20 protein-coding genes and 1 tRNA gene are annotated in these 21,116 nt (G+C 58.8%); 13 read left to right on the top strand and 8 right to left on the bottom strand.

Annotated elements, in window-relative coordinates:
* The first annotated feature begins 57 nt into the window (after nucleotides 1–57).
* Genes E8M78_RS14160 through E8M78_RS23550 form a run of 4 tightly spaced genes read left to right on the top strand, consistent with a single transcriptional unit; the run spans nucleotide 58 to nucleotide 3,525 of the window.
* Nucleotides 58–1,593, top strand: a complete 1,536-nt coding sequence (locus E8M78_RS14160; protein ID WP_137135631.1) for an N-6 DNA methylase — start codon at nucleotides 58–60, stop codon at nucleotides 1,591–1,593.
* The gene (locus E8M78_RS14155) at nucleotides 1,590–2,897 is read left to right on the top strand and encodes a restriction endonuclease subunit S (RefSeq protein WP_137135630.1); all 1,308 of its coding nucleotides are present in this window, start codon (nucleotides 1,590–1,592) and stop codon (nucleotides 2,895–2,897) included. The genes E8M78_RS14160 and E8M78_RS14155 overlap by 4 nt, the downstream gene beginning before the upstream one ends.
* Nucleotides 2,898–2,943: 46 nt before the next feature.
* Nucleotides 2,944–3,192 carry a winged helix-turn-helix domain-containing protein gene (locus E8M78_RS14150; RefSeq protein ID WP_137135629.1) on the top strand — a complete coding sequence of 83 codons (249 nt, stop codon included), beginning with the start codon at nucleotides 2,944–2,946 and terminating at the stop codon, nucleotides 3,190–3,192.
* A gap of 33 nt (nucleotides 3,193–3,225) precedes the next feature.
* Nucleotides 3,226–3,525 carry a hypothetical protein gene (locus tag E8M78_RS23550; RefSeq protein WP_205910240.1) on the top strand — a complete coding sequence of 100 codons (300 nt, stop codon included), beginning with the start codon at nucleotides 3,226–3,228 and terminating at the stop codon, nucleotides 3,523–3,525.
* A gap of 188 nt (nucleotides 3,526–3,713) precedes the next feature.
* Here E8M78_RS23550 and E8M78_RS14140 read toward each other — a convergent pair.
* Nucleotides 3,714–3,787: transfer RNA gene (locus E8M78_RS14140), tRNA-Gln, on the bottom strand.
* 332 nt (nucleotides 3,788–4,119) lie between these two features.
* Here E8M78_RS14140 and E8M78_RS14135 point away from each other — a divergent pair.
* Together E8M78_RS14135 and E8M78_RS14130 are read left to right on the top strand one after the other, a co-directional pair.
* Nucleotides 4,120–5,805 (top strand): Ppx/GppA phosphatase family protein, encoded by a 1,686-nt coding sequence (locus E8M78_RS14135; RefSeq protein WP_137135628.1) that lies wholly within the window; start codon nucleotides 4,120–4,122, stop codon nucleotides 5,803–5,805.
* Nucleotides 5,802–6,563, top strand: coding sequence for an RlmE family RNA methyltransferase (locus tag E8M78_RS14130; RefSeq protein ID WP_137135627.1), 762 nt, complete (start codon nucleotides 5,802–5,804; stop codon nucleotides 6,561–6,563). The genes E8M78_RS14135 and E8M78_RS14130 overlap by 4 nt, the downstream gene beginning before the upstream one ends.
* On the opposite strand, the gene E8M78_RS14125 is transcribed toward E8M78_RS14130, so the two are convergent.
* On the bottom strand, nucleotides 6,539–7,948 hold the full coding sequence (locus E8M78_RS14125) for an MFS transporter (RefSeq protein WP_137135933.1): 1,410 nt from the start codon (nucleotides 7,946–7,948) through the stop codon (nucleotides 6,539–6,541). The genes E8M78_RS14130 and E8M78_RS14125 overlap by 25 nt on opposite strands.
* A gap of 191 nt (nucleotides 7,949–8,139) precedes the next feature.
* Between E8M78_RS14125 and E8M78_RS14120 the strand changes: the two genes are divergently transcribed.
* The 6 genes from E8M78_RS14120 (at nucleotide 8,140) to E8M78_RS14095 (ending at nucleotide 13,890) form a co-directional block, all read left to right on the top strand.
* Entirely contained in the window at nucleotides 8,140–9,141 is a 1,002-nt protein-coding gene (locus tag E8M78_RS14120) for an MBL fold metallo-hydrolase (protein ID WP_137135626.1), read from the top strand.
* Between the two features lie 171 nt (nucleotides 9,142–9,312).
* Complete coding sequence (guaB, locus tag E8M78_RS14115) at nucleotides 9,313–10,806, top strand: IMP dehydrogenase (protein ID WP_137135625.1); 1,494 nt, start codon at nucleotides 9,313–9,315, stop codon at nucleotides 10,804–10,806.
* Between the two features lie 109 nt (nucleotides 10,807–10,915).
* Nucleotides 10,916–11,281, top strand: coding sequence for a hypothetical protein (locus E8M78_RS14110; RefSeq protein ID WP_137135624.1), 366 nt, complete (start codon nucleotides 10,916–10,918; stop codon nucleotides 11,279–11,281).
* Nucleotides 11,282–11,336: 55 nt separating this feature from the next.
* Nucleotides 11,337–11,756: an MAPEG family protein gene (locus E8M78_RS14105; RefSeq protein WP_062553144.1), complete on the top strand. Its 420-nt coding sequence runs from the start codon at nucleotides 11,337–11,339 to the stop codon at nucleotides 11,754–11,756.
* 119 nt (nucleotides 11,757–11,875) lie between these two features.
* On the top strand, nucleotides 11,876–12,904 hold the full coding sequence (gene adhP, locus E8M78_RS14100) for an alcohol dehydrogenase AdhP (protein WP_137135623.1): 1,029 nt from the start codon (nucleotides 11,876–11,878) through the stop codon (nucleotides 12,902–12,904).
* Between the two features lie 98 nt (nucleotides 12,905–13,002).
* Nucleotides 13,003–13,890 carry a dienelactone hydrolase family protein gene (locus E8M78_RS14095; RefSeq protein WP_137135622.1) on the top strand — a complete coding sequence of 296 codons (888 nt, stop codon included), beginning with the start codon at nucleotides 13,003–13,005 and terminating at the stop codon, nucleotides 13,888–13,890.
* A gap of 20 nt (nucleotides 13,891–13,910) precedes the next feature.
* On the opposite strand, the gene E8M78_RS14090 is transcribed toward E8M78_RS14095, so the two are convergent.
* Entirely contained in the window at nucleotides 13,911–14,867 is a 957-nt protein-coding gene (locus tag E8M78_RS14090; protein WP_137135621.1) for a LysR substrate-binding domain-containing protein, read from the bottom strand.
* A 184-nt stretch (nucleotides 14,868–15,051) separates the two neighbouring features.
* On the opposite strand from E8M78_RS14090, the gene E8M78_RS14085 reads away from it, so the two are divergent.
* Complete coding sequence (locus E8M78_RS14085) at nucleotides 15,052–15,339, top strand: DUF1127 domain-containing protein (RefSeq protein ID WP_137135620.1); 288 nt, start codon at nucleotides 15,052–15,054, stop codon at nucleotides 15,337–15,339.
* A 205-nt stretch (nucleotides 15,340–15,544) separates the two neighbouring features.
* Here the strand turns inward: E8M78_RS14085 and E8M78_RS14080 are convergent, their stop codons facing one another.
* The 5 genes from E8M78_RS14080 to E8M78_RS14060 form a co-directional block, all read right to left on the bottom strand.
* On the bottom strand, nucleotides 15,545–16,423 hold the full coding sequence (locus E8M78_RS14080) for a DUF937 domain-containing protein (protein ID WP_137135619.1): 879 nt from the start codon (nucleotides 16,421–16,423) through the stop codon (nucleotides 15,545–15,547).
* A gap of 124 nt (nucleotides 16,424–16,547) precedes the next feature.
* Complete coding sequence (locus tag E8M78_RS14075; protein WP_137135618.1) at nucleotides 16,548–17,921, bottom strand: glutamate--cysteine ligase; 1,374 nt, start codon at nucleotides 17,919–17,921, stop codon at nucleotides 16,548–16,550.
* Nucleotides 17,922–18,014: 93 nt separating this feature from the next.
* Nucleotides 18,015–18,770 (bottom strand): 16S rRNA (uracil(1498)-N(3))-methyltransferase, encoded by a 756-nt coding sequence (locus E8M78_RS14070; RefSeq protein WP_137135617.1) that lies wholly within the window; start codon nucleotides 18,768–18,770, stop codon nucleotides 18,015–18,017.
* A gap of 13 nt (nucleotides 18,771–18,783) precedes the next feature.
* On the bottom strand, nucleotides 18,784–20,328 hold the full coding sequence (locus E8M78_RS14065; RefSeq protein WP_137135616.1) for an inorganic phosphate transporter: 1,545 nt from the start codon (nucleotides 20,326–20,328) through the stop codon (nucleotides 18,784–18,786).
* A gap of 66 nt (nucleotides 20,329–20,394) precedes the next feature.
* On the bottom strand, nucleotides 20,395–20,898 hold the full coding sequence (locus tag E8M78_RS14060; RefSeq protein ID WP_137135615.1) for an NUDIX hydrolase: 504 nt from the start codon (nucleotides 20,896–20,898) through the stop codon (nucleotides 20,395–20,397).
* Nucleotides 20,899–21,116 lie beyond the last annotated feature (218 nt).

The raw sequence follows: 21,116 nt of genomic DNA, 5'->3' as shown, positions 1-21,116 counted from the left end.
TCGACGGCTGATCGCTACAACCGCAATCACGATCCCGGATCAGATGAGAATCACGCCATGAATGCCAATGCCATCGTCCAGAAACTCTGGCGCCTCTGCACGGTCCTGCGCAAGGACGGCATCACCTATCAGCAATATGTCACCGAGCTGACCTATCTGCTGTTTCTGAAAATGATGGCCGAGCGCAACCGCGAAACGGGCAGCCTGCCCAAGGGCATGCGCTGGGCGGATCTGGTCGCGGAGAATGGTCTGCGCAAACTGGAGCACTACCGCAAGGTTCTCGTCACCCTCGGCGCTGTCAGCACAAGGCTAGGCGCGGACGATGCGCTCGCACTGCCACCCGGCGAAGGCGCCAGCGCGGAAGAGCGCAAGCGCTATGCCGATGCCCGCCCCCTGCCGGAGATGGTGCAGAAGATCTTCGACAACGCCTCCACCTTCCTGCGCGAGCCGCAGAACCTGACGACGCTGGTCACCGCCATCGATGAACTCGACTGGTTCTCCGAAGAGCGCGACCAGTTCGGTGATCTCTATGAAGGCTTGCTGCAGAAGAACGCGGAAGAAACCAAGCGCGGCGCGGGGCAATATTTTACCCCCCGCGTGCTGATCGAACTTCTGGTCCGCCTCATGCAGCCACAGCCCGGCGAGGTGATACAGGATCCGGCAGCCGGCACCGGCGGCTTCCTGATTGCCGCCGATCGCTACATGAAGGCGCGCACCGATGACTATCTTGATCTCGGCGAAAAGGAACAGGACTTCCAGAAGCGCCGCGCCATCCATGGCATGGAAAACGTGCCGGGCACGCTGCGCCTGCTGTTGATGAACCTTTATCTGCACGATATCGACGGCGACCATGTCGATCTCGGCGACACGCTCTCCGACAAGGGCAAGGGTCTCGGCCGTGCCAATCTCATCCTCACCAACCCGCCCTTCGGCCCGGCGGGTGGCGCGCCGACCCGCGATGACCTCTCCGTCACCGCAAGCGTCTCCTCCTATCAGCTTCCCTTTGTCGAACACTGCATTCGCGCGCTTGAACCCGGCGGCCGGGCGGCGATCGTCGTGCCGGACAATGTGTTGTTCGAAGACGGGCGCGGCAAGGAATTACGCCGGATGGTGATGGACTGGTGCGACCTGCACACCATCCTGCGCCTGCCGACCGGCATTTTTTACGCCCAGGGCGTCAAGACCAATGTCATCTTCCTGACGCGGGCCAAGACCGAGAGCGGCAACACAAAATCCGTCTGGATCTATGACCTGCGCGCCCAGATGCCGAAATTCGGCAAGACGACGCCACTGACGGAGGCCCATTTCGAAGGCTTCGAACAGGCCTTTGGTAAAGACCCGTATGGCAAGGAGCGTGACCCGGATGAAGGTGAAGCTGGCCGCTGGCGCATGTTCACCCGCGAGGCTATCGCCGCCCGTGGCGACAATCTCGATATCGCCTGGCTGCGCGAGGCAGAGGAAGAGGCGGAAGAAGGCCTGATTGAACCCGACGACATCGCCGCCGCCATCCTCGGCCATCTTCAGGCCGCGACGCTGGAGATCGAAGCGCTGATGACTGAGCTGGGCGATGACCTGCCGGAGGCGGCGGAATGAGTGGGCTGCCGAGGGGGTGGGTTGAGGCGAGCTTAGGGGAGATTTGCCATCTCCAGAATGGGCGAGCCTATAAGCAAGAGGAGCTGCTTAGCTCAGGCAAATACCCCGTGCTGCGCGTGGGGAACTTCTTCACCAGTCAAAAATGGTACTATTCGGATCTTGAGCTTGAGCCCACCAAATACTGCGATGATGGGGACCTTCTTTACGCGTGGTCAGCATCATTCGGCCCCAGAATTTGGTCGGGCGGAAAAGTGATTTTCCACTACCATATCTGGCGAGTCGATCTCAAACGCAGCGTCTCTGACAGGGATTTTGTGTTTCACTGGTTCAACTGGGACAAGGAAAACATCAAAGCAGCTCATGGTACTGGATCGACGATGATCCACGTGACCAAGGGCGATATGGAGCAGCGTCGAATACTCCTCCCACCCCTGGCCGAGCAAAAGCGCATCGTGGCCAAGCTGGAAACGCTTAACGCGAAAGCCGCCCGCGCCCGCACCGAACTCGCCCGCATCGAAGCCCTCGTCTCCCGCTACAAGCAGGCCGTGCTCAGCAAGGCGTTCAGCGGGGAACTGACGTCGGCTGAGGTCTCCAATTGGGCTTTGTGCACCCTTGGGGATCTAGCACTCGATGTCAGGTATGGAACCGCAGAGAAATGCACCTATGCGCCAGATCTGACACCGGTTTTGCGCATACCCAATGTCGCCAATGGCCGGATCGACCTGTCGGATCTCAAGCACGCCTCGTTCAATGAAAAAGAACTCAGGAAGCTGGAGCTGTTGGAAGGGGATCTGCTTATCATTCGATCGAATGGTAGCCTCGATCTCGTTGGGCGTTCCGCAGTCGTTGATGCGGCAGCCGCCGGAATGCTTTTCGCGGGCTATCTCATTAGGGTGCGGCTCGCCTTGAGCAAGGCTATGCCCTCCTTCATTCAATACTGGATGCAGTCTTTCGCCGTTCGTCGCACAATCGAAGACGCAGCAAAATCAACGAGCGGCGTCAACAACGTGAACAGCCAGCAACTTCAGGCTTTGCAGCTCAAGCTGCCCCCCCTCGAAGAACAACACGAAATCGTCCGCTGCATCGAATCCGCCTTCGCCAAGATCGACCGGTTGGCGAAAGAGGCAAAGCGCGCGCTGGAGCTGGTGGGCCGGCTGGACGAGGCGATCCTCGCCAAAGCCTTCCGCGGCGAACTGGTCTCCCAGGACGAAAACGACGAACCCGCCGAACACCTGCTCGCCCGGATCCGCGCCGAGCGCGAGGCGGCACCGAAGGGCAAGCGTGGGCGGGGGGCCACGATATGACCCTGACGCGCTAATTCTGAAACAATCACATATTGCGGAGATTTTCATGCCGTCCGCTTCTCGCGCCACCTACTGCCGCTGGGTCGTCAACGCCCTGAAAGCACTTGGTCCGTCAACGCCGAAATCCGTCTACGAATGGATCCGAAAGAACGAACCCGTGCCCGCCGCTGATCTTTCGGGCCAGACCGCCGACGGCGAAAACCTGTTCAAAAAAGAAGTCCGTTTCGCGCGCTGGAAGATGCGGCAGGAGGGTGTCATCGTCAGCCCCAAACGTGGCGTCTGGGCACTGTCTTAAGAAATTTAAATTTAATCCTACAGTAAGGGGATCATGACCATTCCCGATTACCAAACCCTGATGCTGCCCGTTCTGCGCCTTGCCGCCGAAGCAGAAATCCGTGTGGCGGATGTTGCCGAACGCATTGCCGACGATCTTGGCTTCCCCCAGAAAGAGCGCGACGAGATGCTGTCATGGCGGTGTGTCCAGCCCTACGCGGATTGCAGCTCGGATATCGCCGTCGGTGAGTGGGACCTCATGATCTTCATCCATGATCATCCCGAAAAGCTTGTCTGTGGCGATGAACAGGTGTGCGGCTCGCGCTTTAGTTGTACGTCGCACGCTGGTGCTTAAAGAGCGGTATATTTAGGATTGTCTAAGCCGCGCCCGAAGCAATATGGGGACCCGCCGCCGGAAATAGAAAGAATCGGCTTCACGCCTGAGATAGTCCGACATCGCCAGCGCCCTTTGCGGGGGTGCAGTGTGGGGTAATTCGCACACTGGCGAAATGAAGCTAAGTAATTGAATTATAACAGGGAAATTGGCTGGGGAACCTGGATTCGAACCAAGATTAACGGAGTCAGAGTCCGCCGTTCTACCATTGAACTATTCCCCAATCGCAAAGGACAAAGCCCTTGGAGTGGCGATGTAAGGTTTCTCTTAGGAAGAAGCCCGAGGCATTTCTGTCCTGCAACATCGTGAGCGCCCTTCTAACAGAATTCCGCAGGTGATCAAGAGTGATCGGCAAGTTTTTTGAGGAGACCTGCAAATTTCCAGGGGCTTCGAAAATGCACCTCTAGGGAGCCGGGCGGGCCTGCCTTTTCCCTCTTCAAGCTTTCTGGATAAATCCATTGGCGAATTCGCCAGAGGCTGTTATCCTATTGCCAACGAAACGATTAACGCCGCTGCGGGCAAACAATGCTCTGGGCGCGGCCATGGAATAAGACAGTGATGAACCCCGATAGCGGCGGAAAGCCGCCCGTAGGTGGTACGTCGGCAGATGGGCGACCCGGGAGTAAAACTCGCCGTCGCCGCAGATCGAGACGGGGTGGCAAACCAAACGCCGCGCCCGAGGCCGCGCGTGTACACGATACGCAGGCCCGGTCTGATGTCCGGCGACCGGAGACACAGGAACAATCTCCTCCGCGAAAGCGAAAGCGCCGGCGCGCGCGTGGCAATGGTCAGTCTGGTGGGTTACCGGGCGGTGGCGCAGGTGCTCAAGCGGCCGCAGCGGTCCATGCCAATGCTGATGCTCTATCGGGACCGGACGCGACGTCGGCCAAGTCGGCGCACGCGGCAGGTCACGCATCGAATGCAAGCCAGCGCAAGGGGCGAGGCAAGAAGGCGCACCAGGCGCGTGGGCTGCAGGGGCGCCCGCTCGCTACGCAGTCTCACGGGCATGGAAAGGGCGGGGGGGCTGCGAAAGCGGCCCAGTCTTCTCCCTCCATGGCCTCCACTGGCACAGCAAAGCCGCATCAGGCAAAAGGCGGCCATTCAAAGGGCTCCGCGCACCTTAGACATGCCTCCGATCAACCGCCACGCATGTCCTCCGTCGGTGAGCAGTTCACGGATCAGCGTCGACGCGCGCAGGCCGATGATCTCTACGCGGCGCTGGATCTGGGCACCAACAATTGTCGTCTGCTGATTGCGCAGCCAACTCGTCCCGGTCAGTTCCGCGTCGTGGATGCGTTCTCGCGCATTGTTCGTTTGGGCGAGGGACTGGCTGCAACGGGAAGGCTTTCCAACGAAGCCATGGATCGTGCCGTGGAAGCCCTGCGCATCTGCGCCTCCAAGCTTGCCTCGCGCCAGATCCGCAAGATGCGTCTGATCGCGACCGAGGCCTGCCGTGCCGCGGCCAACGGAGAGGCTTTCCTTGAGCGGGTGACCCGCGAAACCGGGTTGGCGCTCGAAATTATCGATCGGGAAACGGAAGCACGGCTCGCCGTCTCCGGCTGCTCGTCGCTGGTCGGGCGCGAAGCGCGCTCGGTCGTTCTGTTTGATATCGGCGGCGGCTCGTCTGAAATCGCGGTCATTCGCATTCAGGACAATCGCTCCAGCCGTCTAGCCAATCACATCACGCATTGGACTTCGTTGCCGGTGGGCGTGGTCACGCTTTCGGAGCGCCACGGTGGGCGCGATGTCACGCCGACCGTTTTCTCGGCCATGGTCGAGGAGGTTGAAACCATGCTGGCCGGTTTCGATTGCCCGGATTTCGGTGAAACCGACGGTCAGGAGCCGGATGCAGAATTCCACCTTATCGGCACCTCCGGCACGGTAACGACGCTTGCCGGCGTTCATCTCGATCTGCCACGTTATGATCGCCGCAAGGTGGATGGGCTCTGGCTGTCGGATGCGGAAGTCAGCGCCATGCAGGAAAAACTTCTGTCCTGGGATTTCGAGGGCAGGGCAACCAATCCCTGCATCGGGCCGGACAGGGCAGATCTGGTGCTCGCCGGATGTGCCATTCTGGAGGCTATCCGCCGTCGCTGGCCATCGCGACGCATGCGTGTTGCCGACCGCGGGCTTCGCGAGGGCCTGCTGACAGATATGATGGCGGATGATGGTGTCTGGCGCCGTGCGCGTGGACGCCGCACTGAACATTCGGCCCGCAGTGCCGGGGAGACGAATAGATGACGAAAACACCGATCGGCCGAAAGCTCGGCCAAAAGGTCAAGAAGGGCAAGCTCAAGGCGTCTTCTCGCCGATGGCTGGAGCGTCACATCAACGACCCCTATGTCCAGCGTGCGAAGCTGGAGGGGTATCGTGCCCGTGCAGCTTTCAAGCTTCTGGAAATCGATGAGAAGCATCAGATCCTGAAGGGCGCCCGCCGGATCATCGACCTGGGCGCCGCTCCCGGCAGCTGGTCGCAGATTGCGGCCAAAGTGACTGGATCGACGGAAGAGGATGTGCGCGTTGCGGCCATCGACTTCCTTGAAGTTGCACCCATTCCGGGCGTCAAGATCCTGCAACTCGACTTTCTGGATGACGATGCGCCACGCCAGTTGATGGAAGCCGTGGGCGGAACGCCGAACCTCGTGATGTCCGATATGGCCGCACCGACCACAGGCCACCAGAAGACGGATCACCTGCGCACCATGCATCTGTGCGAAGTGGCGGCCTATTTCGCCGTGGAAGTCCTGGCAGAAGGCGGGCACTTTCTGGCGAAAACCTTCCAGGGCGGCACCGAGAAGGATCTGCTGAACATGCTGAAACAGAATTTCCGGCAGGTCATGCACATCAAGCCTGCGTCCTCCCGGTCTGAATCGGTCGAGATGTTCCTGCTGGCCAAGGGCTTCAAGGGCCGAAAGGCTGTTCAGGATGCGGATCCGCCAGAAGACGCTGCAACCGATAGCGAAGCGGCGGACGTCTATTCGCCAGGCGCCTCTGCCTGATCTCCAGTCCTGCTGCGATGGCCGGAGACGCTTGCCCCCGCATGGCGGGGTAGCGAGAGGATCGGGATGATCGAGCAGAGCGAGATCGCCGAGACGATCAGGAAGGCCAGATGGAAATCCGCCAGTTGCAGATGCGTACCTGAGATGTAGGAGGAGGTCTCCAGCACAAGCGCTGCGAAGGCAACACCAAGCGCCAGGCTGACCTGCTGCATGACGGAACTGATGGAGGTTGCCTGGCTCGCCTCGTCATCTCCAATATCAGAATAGCTCAGAGCATTTGCGCCCGTGAAGAACAGCGAGCGGGCAAGGCCCGAAGCAAACAGGAAAAACGTGATGAGGAGCGGCGGGGTTGTAGCGTCAAATAGCGCATTCACCGCCGTCATCGCCGCGCCTGCAACGCTGGCGCTCATGAGTGCCGTCCTGAACCCGATAGCGGCAAAGGCACGTTTTGCAACGAACTTGACTGTCAGCGCACCGGCAGCCCCGGCAAAGGTGGTGAGGCCCGATTGAAAGGGCGTCATTCCGAAGCTCAACTGCAACATCAGTGGCATGAGGAACGGCACGGCACCGGTTGCTATTCGAAAAAGCGAACCGCTGGTGGTCGCAGCCCGGAAGGCCGTGTTGCGGAAGATCTCCAGTTTCAGGATCGGGTTCGGGTGACGCCGCGAATGCAGAATATAAAGCCCTCCGCAGAGAAGCCCGAGCAGCGTTGTGCCGATGCCAACGGCTGGCGGCAGTGCCGGAAGACTGACGACGGATAGCCCGAACACAAGACCTGCCGCCGCAACGGCGGTCAGAACGAAGCCGATCTTGTCCAGCGGCGGTGCGCCGCGCGCAGGAATCTCCGGAAGATGCACGGAAGACAGCCAGATGCCGATGATCCCGATCGGCACATTGATGATGAAGATCCAGTGCCAGGTGAAATAGGTGGTAATGAAACCACCGATCGGCGGACCGGTCAGCGGGCCGACCAGTGCCGGAATCGTCAGTAGCGCCATGGCCGATACCAGATCCTTGCGGTCCGTCGTTCTGAGCAGAACGAGGCGACCGATGGGTGTCATCATCGCGCCGCCCATGCCCTGCAGGAAGCGTGACACGACGAAGCTGAAGACGGACGAGGAAATGGCGCACAAAATCGAACCGATGACAAAAACGCCGATGGCCAGGCGAAAAATGTTCTTCGCGCCGAACTTGTCTGCCATCCAGCCGCTGATCGGAATGAAGACCGCGAGCGACACCATGTAGGAGGTCAGCGCCAGCTTGAGCGTGATCGGGCTGACGCCGAGATCCATCGCGATGGCCGGCAAGGCCGTCGAGATGACGGTAGAGTCCATGTGTTCCATGAACAGGGCTACGGCGAGGATCAGCGGTACGATGCGGTTCATGCGGTCACGCTCAACAGAGATTGTGTCACTCACTACGCCCCTCGCCATCGCCTCGCCAGTGCTTTCACGCGACTGTGAGCATTTTCACGTCTCCGTGAGCAGCGTTTTCATTCGCAGAACCTCCATTATGTCTCGGTTCGGTCATGCTGTTGCGAGAGACACCAGCGGCCACGCACGTTTTGGAGGGTTAGATGGCAGTATGGACGTTGGGGCGGCGCGCACTTCTCGGTGCAACAGGGGCAGGAATCCTTGCGGCGCCGGCAATCATTTCAGGTCGCGCCTTTGCGCAAACCGCTTCTCAAGCATCAACGGATAAAAGCATGACGACTCAGTTGCCGCCGGAAACGCACAGTTTCAAGCTGGGAGACTTCAAGGTTTTCGTCATCAAGGATGGCGCAAGATCCTCGGGCAAGCCGAATGAAATCTTTGGCACGAACCAGAGCGCAGATACTGTAGGCGCGCTTCTGGCAGAAAACTTCCTGCCGAAAGACCAGTTGGTGAATTCTTTCGCGCCGGTCATGATTGATACCGGTAGCGATGTCGTGCTGTTCGATACCGGACTTGGCCAGGGTGGGCGTGCCCAGGGCACAGGCCGCCTGCTGGAAGGTATCAAAGCCGTCGGCTACAAGCCGGAAGATGTAACGGTCGTGGTGATCACCCATATGCATGGTGATCACATCGGCGGTCTGATGGAAGACGGAAAGCCAGCCTTCGCCAATGCGCGCTACATCGCAGGTCAGGCGGAATATGATTTCTGGACCAATCCTGCCCGTGCGGGCACACCCGCGGAAGGAGGCCAGAAAGGCGTTCTGGCGAACGTCAAGCCGCTGGCGGAGAAGACGAAGTTCGTTGGTGACAATGCATCCGTTACCTCCGGCATCACCGGCATGGCAGCCTTCGGCCATTCACCGGGTCATATGATCTATAACGTCGAATCTGCGGGCAAGCGCCTGATCCTGACGGCAGATACGGCAAACCACTACGTGCTGTCGCTTCAGAAGCCGGAATGGGAAGTCCGCTTCGACATGGACAAGGCCGCAGCCGCCGCAACCCGCAAAAAGGTGTTCGACATGCTCGCGACAGACAAGGTTGCCTTCCTCGGCTATCACATGCCGTTCCCGGCTGTCGGCTTCGTGGAAAAGAAGGATACTGGCTACCGCTTCGTTCCGAAGAGCTATCAGTTCGATATCTGATAGCACCCAGTTTTGATGGATCTGAAGGCGGGGTATCGAAAGAAGCCCCGCTTTTTGCTATTCCCATCCTGTCATAACCGTGTTACCAGCCCTCGCCAACTTCCCATTCCTGAAGAACGCTTCCGGCATCTCCCGCCGGGACGGGCTTCCTATATTGTAAGGAAATTGGCCATGGCTCGAATCATTGAATCCGCAACGGGCGCCGAAGCGCTGACTTTCGACGACGTGCTGCTGCAGCCGGGTCATTCCGAAGTCATGCCCGGACAGACGAATATTGCCACGCGCATTGCCCGCGACATCGATCTGTCGCTTCCGATCCTCTCGTCAGCCATGGATACGGTCACGGAAAGCCGTCTGGCAATTGCCATGGCGCAGGCCGGTGGCATTGGCGTCATTCATCGCAATCTGACCCCGGTCCAGCAGGCCGAGGAAGTACGCCAGGTCAAGAAGTTCGAGAGCGGCATGGTCGTCAATCCGGTCACCATCGGTCCGGATGCCACGCTGGCCGAAGCCCTTTCGCTGATGAAGGCGCACGGCATTTCCGGCATTCCGGTGGTCGAGAATGGTGGTCGTCCCGGTCGGCTTGTCGGTATCCTCACCAACCGCGACGTTCGCTTTGCCTCCAATCCGAACCAGAAGATCTACGAGTTGATGACCCGCGAAAACCTCGTGACGGTCAAGGATGGCGTAGACCAGCAGGAAGCCAAGCGCCTGCTTCATTCCCATCGCATCGAGAAGCTGCTCGTCGTCGACAATGACGGACGCTGCATCGGCCTGATCACCGTCAAGGACATTGAGAAGTCGCAGCTGAACCCGCATGCTGCCAAGGATGCGCAGGGTCGCCTTCGCGTTGCCGCCGCCATCTCAACCGGTGACGACGGTGTGGAGCGGGCCGAGCGCCTGATCGAGGCCGGTTGCGACGTGATCGTCGTCGATACAGCGCATGGACATAGCCAGAAGGTTCTGGATGCCGTTGCACACGTCAAGAAGATGTCGAACGCCATCCGCATCATTGCGGGCAATGTGGCAACGGGCGAGGGAGCGCGCGCGCTCATCGATTCCGGTGCCGATTGCGTGAAGGTCGGTATCGGTCCCGGTTCGATCTGCACCACGCGCGTTGTGGCAGGTGTCGGCGTACCCCAGCTCGCGGCCGTCATGGCGGCTGTCGAGGAAGCCAACAAGCACGACATTCCGGTTATCGCCGATGGTGGCCTGAAATTCTCCGGAGACGTGGCAAAGGCGATTGCCGCAGGCGCCTCTGCCGTCATGGTCGGGTCGTTGCTGGCCGGCACGGATGAAAGCCCGGGCGAGGTCTATCTCTACCAGGGCCGTTCCTTCAAGGCCTATCGCGGCATGGGTTCCGTTGGTGCCATGGCGCGGGGTTCGGCAGACCGCTATTTCCAGGCGGAAGTGCGCGATACGCTGAAGCTGGTGCCCGAAGGCATCGAGGGTCAGGTACCCTACAAGGGTCCGGTCTCGGCCGTGCTTCACCAGCTTGCAGGCGGCCTGAAGGCGGCTATGGGCTATGTCGGCGGCAAGGATATCAAGGACTTTCAGGCGAAGGCGACCTTCGTTCGCATTTCCGGCGCTGGCCTTCGTGAAAGCCATCCGCATGGAGTGACCATCACGCGCGAGAGCCCGAACTATCCCGGCAACGGCGGCTGATAAATAAAGTTCTATCGTTGCGGCAGGCGCCATTGCCAGCCGCAACGCCCCGATTATTCTGATGCCGCCTCGTTCACAACGCGGGGCTTCAGGGGATCAGGGGTAGACAATGAGAAAACTGATTGCAGTCGCAGTTCTGGCCGCTCTTCCGGCCTTTCCGGTGCTCGGGCAGACCGTCGAGGCCGGTACTTACGATGTTCGTGGAACCAATCTGGACGGCAGCAAGTATCAGGGCACGGCTCGCATCAAGCTAACCAGCGAGACAACCTGCTCCATCGAGTGGAAAACGGGTTCCACCTCGTCCACAGGCATTTGCATGCTCTACGAAAACGCGTTTGCCGCCTCCTACATTCTCGGTAAGGATGTCGGCCTGGTTGTCTACGAGGTAAAGGGCAATGGGGTGTTGGAAGGCGTTTGGACCGTATCCGGCGAAGATGGCTCTGGAACAGAGACACTCCGTCTTCGGCGTCAATAAGGATAGGCATCGGAAGCGGCCAAGCAGTGCGGGAAATGCCTGGAAAGGAAATTGAATGATTTCGGATCAATCCATGATCTGGCCGATGTTTGCCCATGTCGTGCTTGTCTTCGTGCTCTACGTGCTTCTGTCACGCAGGCGCGTTGCGGCAGTCAAAGGTGGGCGGGCAACAGTTTCCCAGTTCCGCCAGAATCTGAGCGAGCCGGAAGACAGCCTGTTCGTGCATAACAACCTGAAGAATCAGTTCGAGTTGCCGATCTTCTTCCATGTTGCTTGTATTGCGATCTACATCGTCAATGCGGATAATATCGGCACGGTTTTGCTCGCCTGGCTTTTCGTCATCTCCCGCTATGTGCATAGCTATATTCACATCTCCACGAATCGTATTGCCCATCGCAGACCAGCCTTCATCGTGGGCTTTGGCGCACTGCTGATCATGTGGATCTGGCTTGCCATCTGGATGGTGCTGACGTGAGAGCGGGGCACAAACCCGCGTAGTTGAGGCAGATCAATAAGCCAATGCTGAATCTCATCTAGACAAGGTCTGGGCAATTCGACAGCCCGGACCTTTTCGTTTGGAGATGGAGTTTGATCATGGCTGAGACAATGAAAGCTGCCGTCGTGCGTGCCTTCGGGCAGCCGCTCGCAATCGAGGAAATGGCAGTTCCGGAGCCGGGCCCGGGCCAGATTCTCGTGCAGTACAAGGCGACCGGTGTGTGCCACACGGATCTCCATGCAGCCAATGGCGATTGGCCGGTCAAGCCGAATCCTCCCTTTATTCCGGGCCATGAGGGCGTAGGCTTCGTGGCCAAACTCGGTGCTGGCGTGAAATCCGTCAAAGAGGGCGATCGTGTGGGCGTTCCGTGGCTGCACACCGCCTGCGGCTGCTGCTCGCCCTGCCGCACGGGATGGGAAACATTGTGCGGCTCGCAGCAGAATACCGGCTATTCGGTCAACGGCACCTTCGCGCAGTACGGCCTAGCCGATCCTGACTTTGTTGGGAAACTGCCGGACAATCTGGAATTCGGACCGGCGGCCCCGATCCTGTGTGCGGGCGTGACTGTCTACAAGGGCCTCAAGGAAACGGAAGTCAGGCCGGGAGAGTGGGTCGTCATCTCCGGCATTGGTGGGCTGGGCCATCTGGCGGTTCAATACGCCAAGGCCATGGGCATGCATGTTGTGGCCGCGGACATCTTCGACGACAAGCTGGCGCTGGCAAAAACCTTCGGCGCCGATCTGACCGTGAATGGCAAGGATGCCGATGCCACCGCGCAGGTTCAAAAGGCAACGGGTGGTGTTCACGGCGCATTGGTAACGGCTGTCTCGCCCAAAGCCATGGAGCAGGCCTATGGTTTCCTTCGCTCCAAAGGCACCATGTCGCTTGTCGGTCTGCCGCCTGGCTTCATCTCTCTGCCGGTCTTCGACACGGTTCTGAAGCGCATTACTGTCCGCGGCTCTATTGTTGGCACGAGGCAGGATCTGGAAGAGAGCCTGATGTTCGCAGGCGAAGGCAAGGTTGCCTCGCACTTCTCGTGGGACCGGATCGAGAACATCAACGACATCTTCCACCGCATGGAGGTGGGCAAGATCGATGGACGCATCGTATTGGATCTGGCAGACTGATCGTCACGTAGACGTGTTGGCGGATAAAGTGAGAGCGGCTTCCAGGCCGCTCTTTTTGTTCCATCTTAGCCGCACCAAAACCCAGCAGAGGAAACCCTATGGATCGCCAGAATGATAAGCCGAATATCACGCAGGCCATGATCGACGCCTATGATGAATATACCCATCTCAGCCTCGACCGTCGGAAGTTCATGGAAAGATTGACGGTTCTCGCAGGCTCTGGTGCAGCTGCGGCAACCATCGCTCCCATGCTTGCCGCAAACAGCGCACAGGCGGCCATGGTTGCTCCGGATGATAGCCGTGTTGCCGGCCAGGATGTCACCTATCCCGGCGCCTCGGGTGAGATGAAGGGCTACCTCGTCACGCCTAAATCCGCTTCTGCCCCATTGGGATCCGTCATTGTTATCCATGAAAATCGCGGCTTGAACGAGCATATTCGTGATGTCGCCCGCCGCGTCGCTGTCGATGGTTTCGTGGCGCTTGCGCCAGATTTCCTGTCGCCGCAGGGCGGCACGCCCTCCAATGAGGACAAGGCACGCGAGATGTTCAGCACGCTTGACATGGCCCAGACGGTCGCCAATGGCGAGGCAACGCGGGCATTTCTCGCCAAGCACCAGAGCGCCAATGGCAAGGTGGGTGCGGTTGGTTTCTGCTGGGGTGGCGGCCTGGTCAACCGCATGGCCACCAAGTCACCGGAGTTGAACGCAGGCGTCGCCTATTATGGCGCACAGGCACCGGCAGCCGATGTTCCTGCCATCAAGGCACCGCTTCTGCTTCATTATGCGGGTCTGGATGAACGGATCAATGCCGGGATTGACGCCTACAAGAAAGCGCTGACGGATAACGGCAAGACATTCGAGATCTTCATCTATGACGGCGTCAACCACGCCTTCAACAACGATACATCGGCGGCACGCTACGACAAGGCGGCAGCAGATCTCGCCTGGAGCCGCACGACAGCCTTCTTCAAGAAGTATCTGGCCTGATCGTTTCTTGTGATGCCCGGTTACCAGCCGGGCATCATCGGTATGCTGCGCAAGCGTGTTCCGCTGCGGCCGAATGGCTTTATTTCCGCGCCGTCCACCTCATCGGCAGCCACCGTCGACGAAATATTGTCGAGACATGCGGTGATGTGATCGGTGATCGCCGTCATCAGCGACGTCGAAAGACCGGGCCGTTTCATCAAACCGATCTGGACCGGGGGCAGGGGAGGAAAGCCATCCGCCTGGGTCAGGACTTTCATTCCAGGGCGAAGTGCCGACTCCGGCAGCACCGAAACCGCCATGCCCGCCAGTACGGCTGCAGCGACCACAGTCGAAGACCAGCTTGTGAACAGGATTTGATAGTCGCGCCCATCCGCATCCAGTGCCGAGCAGGCGAGCTGCCGCCAGTTGCAATCGCGGCGCCCAACGGCCAGTGGCACCGGTGCGCTGTCCCGCAGGGGATGATTTGCCGAAGCGACCCAGCAGAGCGGCTCGGTCCGCACGACATCCGATTGCCGCGCACGCGGATTATGGGTCACCAGCGCAATATCCAGTTCGCCCCTTGCCATCTTTTCGGCCAGATCGACTGAAGGCTCGCAGACGATGTACAGTTCGACATTCGGATGTGTCTTGGCAAAACGCCCAATTATTTCGGGCATGTAGCGATCGGCATAGTCATCCGGCGTGCCGATGCGCAGGGTGCCTTCAAGACGGTTGTCGTCAAATGCAGCAATCGCTTCGTTGTTGAGGCGAATGATGCGGCGCGCATAGTTCAGAAGCTTCTCGCCTTCTGCCGTAAGCCGGTTACCTCGTCCATCCTTGGTGAAAAGCTGCTTGCCAACGCGCTCTTCCAGGCGTCGCATCTGCATGGAAACCGCGCTTTGCGTTTTGAACACGCGGTCGGCCGCCTTCGTGAAACTGCCTGCGTCGACGATTGCGACGAAGGTATGCAGCTGATCTATATCCAAAGGTGCTGACATCGGCTCTATCCATCAGGTTCGCTGATGTTAATCATTAGAAACATTCGTTGGACTGATCAATATGAATTCGGCGATAACTGCATCATAGCAAAGCGACATTGACCTCCAACGCCGCAAGACGCTGTCACTCCTGTGCACCCGTGCAGGAGCATGCTCCCTCGTGCCGAATCGAAAGGATACTCCCATGCGCACGACCGACCGGACCTTTACCCCTGCACTGGCAAATGCTGGCAAAGCCGAGACACGCTTTTTTGCCACGGCTACATCCTGGGTCAAATCCGTATTGAACGGTGTGCGCAATCGACAGGCACTGGCAGCCATCGCAGAACTTGACGAAGCCCATCTGCGAGACATTGGTCTTAACCGTCGGGATGTCGATCACGTACTTGATACGACGAGGCTGTTGCAGGATCCGTTCACGCTCCTGCCGTCGGCTCCCCGTCAACCTGGTACATTTTCGGCCGGAAAGTAAAAAGCCCGATGACAGGCTGAGTTCGAACTTCAGGTGGCTTACCGCGCCACCCAGGCATTCCGGATCAGATGATCCACCTCCCGTCTGTTCGGCATGCTCCAATTCAAGTTTTCCCCGCAGGGTCCGCCAATACCCCTGCTCCTTGCCCGGCCGGTATGTCCACCTGCCGGGCTTTTTTGTCTCTGAAACGTAGAAACGATCTGGCTCAGCCGTCGCTCTTGCTCGGCTCTGCGGTAGCGCTGCGCCGGTAGCCTTCTATCAGGGTTTCCATATTCTTCTGATATGCTTTTTGAACTTCGACCCCGGTGTCGAACATGGAATTCAGCATAGACCGAAAAGCCTCGTTATCCGGCTTGGGCGCTTCTGCCTCTGGCTTCGGCTGCGCGGCTTCCTCGGCTGGCTTGGATTGCAATCCGCCGGTCATCATGTCCTGGAATGCTTTGGCGAAAGGGTTGTCGAGGAAGGGATTTCCTGTCGCCTGCGCCTTCTGTTCCTGCTGCTTGTCCAGTCCCCAGAAACTGCGCACAGCCTGGAACATCGGATTATTAAGGGAGAAGGGGTCGGCTTGCGGCTTGGGCTTCGGCTGGAAGCCAATGGCCTGTAGCCATTGCTCGCTCATGCGGGTCATGGCGTCCGGGGAGAAGGCATTGTTAGGAGTCATCTGGCCGCTCATCTGCTTGAACAGTCCACCCATCAAAGTGTCTGCCATGGCAGGCATCATCTGCTTGAGAACATCCTGCCCTATACCGGTCAGTTGAGCGGCCTGCTCTGCCACGGCCCGGGAAACCTCCTTGGAACCGAAGAGCTTCTCCAGCACGGCATTGCCATCCATCATGCCCTGTGGAGTAAAGGCCTTGCTCACATCCTCGAAATATTTGCCGTAATTGCCCGAATACATGGCGCTCATCAGAGAGCTCATATCGTAGGGATTGGCACTCGACCGTTTGAAACCGGAGGAGAAGGCAGGCAGCAGTGCCGCCATGGCCTGCGCCGTCTGTTCCTGCGCCAGATTGAACTGTTTGGCCATGGCATCCATGGCTGCACCGTTCTGCGCTCTCATGATCATATCGAACAGCGGCACCATTCTGTGGCTCCTCTCTGGATTGTGTTTATGGGCGCCACTATAGCGCATCTCGAAAACTGTGCAGCGGTTTTCGAATAGAATTCAGAGAGAAAGCGGAAGGGAAACAAGCCCCTTCCTGAATGGCTCAATACTGGTACTCGTCAAAGACGGGATCGACCGACCCGTTCCAGCGGCCGTTGTAAAGCGCAAGCAGTTCTTCCGCGAGAACACGCTTCTTGGCGAGGATCTCCTCAAGCGGTTGCAGGAAGATGCTCTCGTCCTGACCTTCGCCGTTGAGACGGGCTCGCTGCCTGAGGCCCTCGGCGGAAATCTTCACGATCTCACGCGCCAAGTCCATCAGTGGGCGCCCAGCGATCGCCGCATGCAGCCCCTCAACCGGAACTGCATCACGCAGCGCCTGCACCTGCTCGAAGCTCCAGCTCTCGGTAACGTCCTCGGCAGCGGCCATGGCGCCTTCGTCGTAAAGCAATCCGACCCAGAAAGCGGGAAGTGCGCAAATGCGACGCCATGGGCCACCATCGGCACCCCGCATTTCCAAGTAACGCTTCAGCCGTACATCCGGGAACAATGTCGACAAATGGTTAGTCCAGTCGCCCATATTAGGCTCCCAGTCCGTAACCTCGCCTTTCAGGGCGCCATTCATGAACTGGCGGAAGGTCACGTGAGTGCAATCATGGTAGCGGCCGTCGCGCACGATGAAATACATCGGCACATCCAGCGCCCATTCCACATAGTCTTCGAAGGTGAAGCCATCGCCAAGAGCCTTCGGCAGCAGGCCGGAGCGCGCATTGTCGGTATCGCGCCAGATCTCGCCGCGCCAGCTTTGCAACCCGTTCGGCTTGCCTTCCGTAAAAGGCGAGGAGGCAAACAGGGCCGTGGCAAGCGATTGCAGCTTCAGCGAAAGCTTCATCTTCCGCGCCATGTCGGCCTCGGAAGAGAAGTCAAGGTTCACCTGGATGGTGCAGGTGCGATACATCATGTCCAGGCCATGACGTCCCACTTTCGGCATGTAGCGCGTCATGATGTCATAGCGGGATTTCGGCATGCGTGGCGTCTCGGCCAGCGTCCATTTCGGGCTGCCGCCGATACCGAGGAAGCGGATGCCCATCGGCTCGGCTATGTCGCGCAGGACAGCAAGGTGCTGATTGGACTCACGACAGGTCTGATGCAGGGTCTCGAGCGGCGCACCGGAGAGCTCGAACTGGCCGCCCGGTTCGATGGATATGGCGCCCATGCCAGACTGCTCACCCAGACCGATGATGTTGTCGCCATCCAGGATCGGTTCCCAGCCCAGCTTTGCCTGCATGCCTTTCAGCAGGGCGGAAATGCTGCGATCGCCGAAATAAGGAACGGGACTGTTATCCGCCCGGAAGAACGCGAACTTTTCATGCTCGGTGCCGATCCGGAAATCGCTTTCCGGCTTGCAGCCCTTCGCCAGATAGGCGGCCAGTTCAGCCGTGGAGGTCAGCGGTGTGCTATCGGTAGTGTCACGGGCCATGGGAGACCTTGTTCAATGAAATTGCGGATGGGATTCCGATGATGGCTGCTTGAACCGGATCTTTGATCGGTGCAAGTGAATTTCTTTTGCAAGTCAGATTGAATATGAACTGGAAGACCAATCCCCAATTGCAGCCTGAACCACGGCAAGAGCTGCAACGGCTGCCGTATCCGCCCGCAGAATTCGCGGACCAAGCGGAATGGCGGTCACGAAGGGGAGGGTCCGAAGCCATTGTCGCTCCTCCTCGGAAAAACCGCCTTCCGGACCGACGAGCAGCGCCAGCTTGCGTTCAGACACCGTGGAGAGGACGGGCAGTGGATTTTGGCTTTCCTCGCCTTCATCGCAGTAGATAATGCGACGGTCGCCCGGCCAGGTTTCCAGCAGATCACGCAAGCGAACCGGAGCGCGGACTTCCGGCACGGAAAGAATGCCGCATTGCTCTGCGGCTTCCACGACATTGGCCTGCAAGCGATCCAGATTGGTGATCTTGCCCTGGACATGCTGTGTCATGACCGGCTGCAGAAGGCCGGCGCCCATCTCGACGGCCTTCTGGACCAGATAGTCCAGCCGCCCCACCTTCAACGGCGCGAAAAGATAATGAAGATCAGGAAGTGGTGTCTGGGGCCGCGTCTGCTCCACGGGCACCAGCAGCAGCCTCTTGCGGCTGGGAAGCGCCAGCTTGGCACGCCATTCGCCATTTTCGCCATCGAAGATCAGCACGTCGTCATCGGCCTGCATGCGCAGCACGTTGACGAGATAATTGTATTGATCGGATGTGGCCTCCAGCTCGGCACCAGCCGAAATGGCAGAGGAAATGAAGAGTCTTTGCATGCGGAAGTTGGCGCGCATAGGAAATGCCTGTTCAGCCTAAAAACCGCAACATAAGCATCACCACGCCACCTGCAAGGGCAGCCGATAGCGGAACCGTGATCATCCACGCCGCCAGGATGCTCAGTAGATGCGAGCGACGCACTAACCTTCGGCGCCTTTCTTCAGCCTGATTGACATCTCGTGGAGGCTTGATCGGGGCGACCTCGGTCATGCCCTGTTCCTGCGCCGTGAGGGAAAGATAGGTCTGCCTCTGCGCTGAGCGGCGAATATACCATTCGCGAAACAGCCCGACACCGAAGACTGAACCGACAGCGATGTGCGTCGAGCTTACCGGAGCGCCGATGCTGGAGGCGAGAATGACGGTGACCGCTGCCGAAAGGGCAACGCAGTAGGCCCGCATCGGGTTGAGCTTTGTTATCTCCTTGCCGACCAGATTGACCAGTCGCGGCCCGAAAAGCAGTAGACCAAGGGCAATCCCCAGCCCGCCGATCGTCAGTTCCCAGAGAGGTACGGACTGCACCCCCAAATTCTGCGATCCTCCCAATGCAGAAACAATGGCCGCCAGGGGTCCGATTGCATTGGAAACATCGTTTGCCCCATGGGCGAAGGATAGCAGCGCTGCGGAAAAGATCAGTGGAATACGAAAGAGCACGCGCAGGGACTGATTGCGGTTCTCAAGTCCTTCCGCGCTTCTTGCAATGAGCGGGTGACTGATCATCCAACCTAGGACGCTGGTCACGAAACCGATCCCCAGCATGACGGACATGGGCAGGAAGACGATCTCGTTCGGCAAAACGATCAGGATGTAGGTGGTGAAACTGCCAAGCATCAGAGCAATCAAGAGCGGCACCCAGCGCCGGGCCGCGGCAATCTTGTCCGGCGTGTAGATGATGAACGTCTTGATGAAGGCGAGCATGGCCACGGCGATCAGGGCGCCCAGGATCGGAGAAACAACCCAACTGACCGCAATGCCGCCAAGTACGGACCAGTTGACTGCGTTCACGCCCGCCGCGGCAACTCCGGCGCCCATAACACCACCCACGATCGAATGCGTGGTCGAAACCGGTGCGTTGATCCAGGTCGCAATATTGATCCAGGCTGCCGCAGCAATAAGGGCAGCCATCATGATTAAAGACAATTGTATTGGGTCCTGCACCATATCTGGTCGCACTATGCCGGTCGCAACTGTCCGCACGACGTCGCTGCCGGAGATCAGCGCGCCTGCAATCTCGCAGATCGCCGCCAGCACGAGGCCCGTGCCGATGCTCATGGCACGCGCACCAACCGCCGCGCCAATATTGTTGGCAACGTCGTTCGCGCCGATGTTCATGGCCATGTAGGCGGCAAGGGCTGCCGCCAGCACCACGAGAATTGTTTCCGGATGGCCGGTCATCGCCCCGATCGCCATCAGCATGGCAGCAATCACAAACAGAAAGGCAGCACCCGGTGCTGCAAGCCTGCGGCTAATGTGGCGTGAGGCATCCTCGACAAGATTGATCTTCTCCAGATCCTTGTCCAGCGTTGCTTTGCGCGACGCCTTTCGGCGGTTCGCCTGTGTTTGATCAGGTTTATTCACGCAGCCTCAAACCGCCATCTTTGTATTGCCGATATAATCAGCGGTCTTTGGCAGACGGTTGACAATTTAGCGACCGACAGCCTTGAGCGATGAACTCATGCGGTGATCGGGATGATTTCCGAAAGCAAGGATAAGGTTGCGCAGTTCCGGTTCCTGAACGCGCGAGGCTGCCGTCTGGCAGTCGACCCAATCAAGGTCGCGAACACCTTTCTCCTTGAAGTTATCCACCATTCCATCCACGCGTAGGGGATGGACCTGAACGCGGACAGGAACTTTCAAGCCGTTCTTGAGCTTCTTGAGATATCCAAAGTGGCCAAAGGCTTCCTTTTCAGCGGTACCGCGCACACCCGCTTCCTCTAAAGCTTCACGCTCGGCAACTACATGCGCCTTCTTGCCCTTCATCGGCCAACCCTTGGGGATGACCCAGCGTCGGGTTTCGCGGCTGGTCAGAAGCAGGATCTGTAGACCATGGATGGAATCGATCCGATAGCAAAGGGCGGCATATTGCTGACGCGGCGGGCGTCGCATCATCAGCAGAATGTTTTCCGTTATGCGATCGAGCAGACTCACTTTCCGAAATCTCCTTCCTGCGACCGATTATGACGCAAGAATCAGCTGCTGCACAGCTGTTCAACAGAAATAAAACTATAGTCCCGGCTCACACCCTTCGTCTAGAAACAGATTTTAGGGGCGATAAGTTGCGCGAGCCTTAACCGGTCACTACCATTGCAGGCATCGAGTTCCAGATAAGTCTGCTTTCGCAGCGGCACAAGCTTGATGCGCCTACA

The organism is Rhizobium sp. FKY42, assembly GCF_005222835.1.
Taxonomy (GTDB): Bacteria; Pseudomonadota; Alphaproteobacteria; order Rhizobiales; family Rhizobiaceae; genus Neorhizobium.
This window is presented reverse-complemented; position numbering and strand designations above follow the sequence as displayed.

Excerpts from the sequence above, each read along its gene's own strand:
- E8M78_RS14160 (WP_137135631.1), top strand. The coding sequence starts at position 58 with ATGAATGCCAATGCCATCGTCCAGAAACTCTGGCGCCTCTGCACGGTC.
- E8M78_RS14155 (WP_137135630.1), top strand. The coding sequence starts at position 1,590 with ATGAGTGGGCTGCCGAGGGGGTGGGTTGAGGCGAGCTTAGGGGAGATT.
- E8M78_RS14150 (WP_137135629.1), top strand. The coding sequence starts at position 2,944 with ATGCCGTCCGCTTCTCGCGCCACCTACTGCCGCTGGGTCGTCAACGCC.
- E8M78_RS23550 (WP_205910240.1), top strand. The coding sequence starts at position 3,226 with ATGACCATTCCCGATTACCAAACCCTGATGCTGCCCGTTCTGCGCCTT.
- E8M78_RS14130 (WP_137135627.1), top strand. The coding sequence starts at position 5,802 with ATGACGAAAACACCGATCGGCCGAAAGCTCGGCCAAAAGGTCAAGAAG.
- E8M78_RS14125 (WP_137135933.1), bottom strand. The coding sequence starts at position 7,948 with ATGAACCGCATCGTACCGCTGATCCTCGCCGTAGCCCTGTTCATGGAA.
- E8M78_RS14120 (WP_137135626.1), top strand. The coding sequence starts at position 8,140 with ATGGCAGTATGGACGTTGGGGCGGCGCGCACTTCTCGGTGCAACAGGG.
- guaB (WP_137135625.1), top strand. The coding sequence starts at position 9,313 with ATGGCTCGAATCATTGAATCCGCAACGGGCGCCGAAGCGCTGACTTTC.
- E8M78_RS14110 (WP_137135624.1), top strand. The coding sequence starts at position 10,916 with ATGAGAAAACTGATTGCAGTCGCAGTTCTGGCCGCTCTTCCGGCCTTT.
- E8M78_RS14105 (WP_062553144.1), top strand. The coding sequence starts at position 11,337 with ATGATTTCGGATCAATCCATGATCTGGCCGATGTTTGCCCATGTCGTG.
- adhP (WP_137135623.1), top strand. The coding sequence starts at position 11,876 with ATGGCTGAGACAATGAAAGCTGCCGTCGTGCGTGCCTTCGGGCAGCCG.
- E8M78_RS14095 (WP_137135622.1), top strand. The coding sequence starts at position 13,003 with ATGGATCGCCAGAATGATAAGCCGAATATCACGCAGGCCATGATCGAC.
- E8M78_RS14090 (WP_137135621.1), bottom strand. The coding sequence starts at position 14,867 with ATGTCAGCACCTTTGGATATAGATCAGCTGCATACCTTCGTCGCAATC.
- E8M78_RS14085 (WP_137135620.1), top strand. The coding sequence starts at position 15,052 with ATGCGCACGACCGACCGGACCTTTACCCCTGCACTGGCAAATGCTGGC.
- E8M78_RS14080 (WP_137135619.1), bottom strand. The coding sequence starts at position 16,423 with ATGGTGCCGCTGTTCGATATGATCATGAGAGCGCAGAACGGTGCAGCC.
- E8M78_RS14075 (WP_137135618.1), bottom strand. The coding sequence starts at position 17,921 with ATGGCCCGTGACACTACCGATAGCACACCGCTGACCTCCACGGCTGAA.
- E8M78_RS14070 (WP_137135617.1), bottom strand. The coding sequence starts at position 18,770 with ATGCGCGCCAACTTCCGCATGCAAAGACTCTTCATTTCCTCTGCCATT.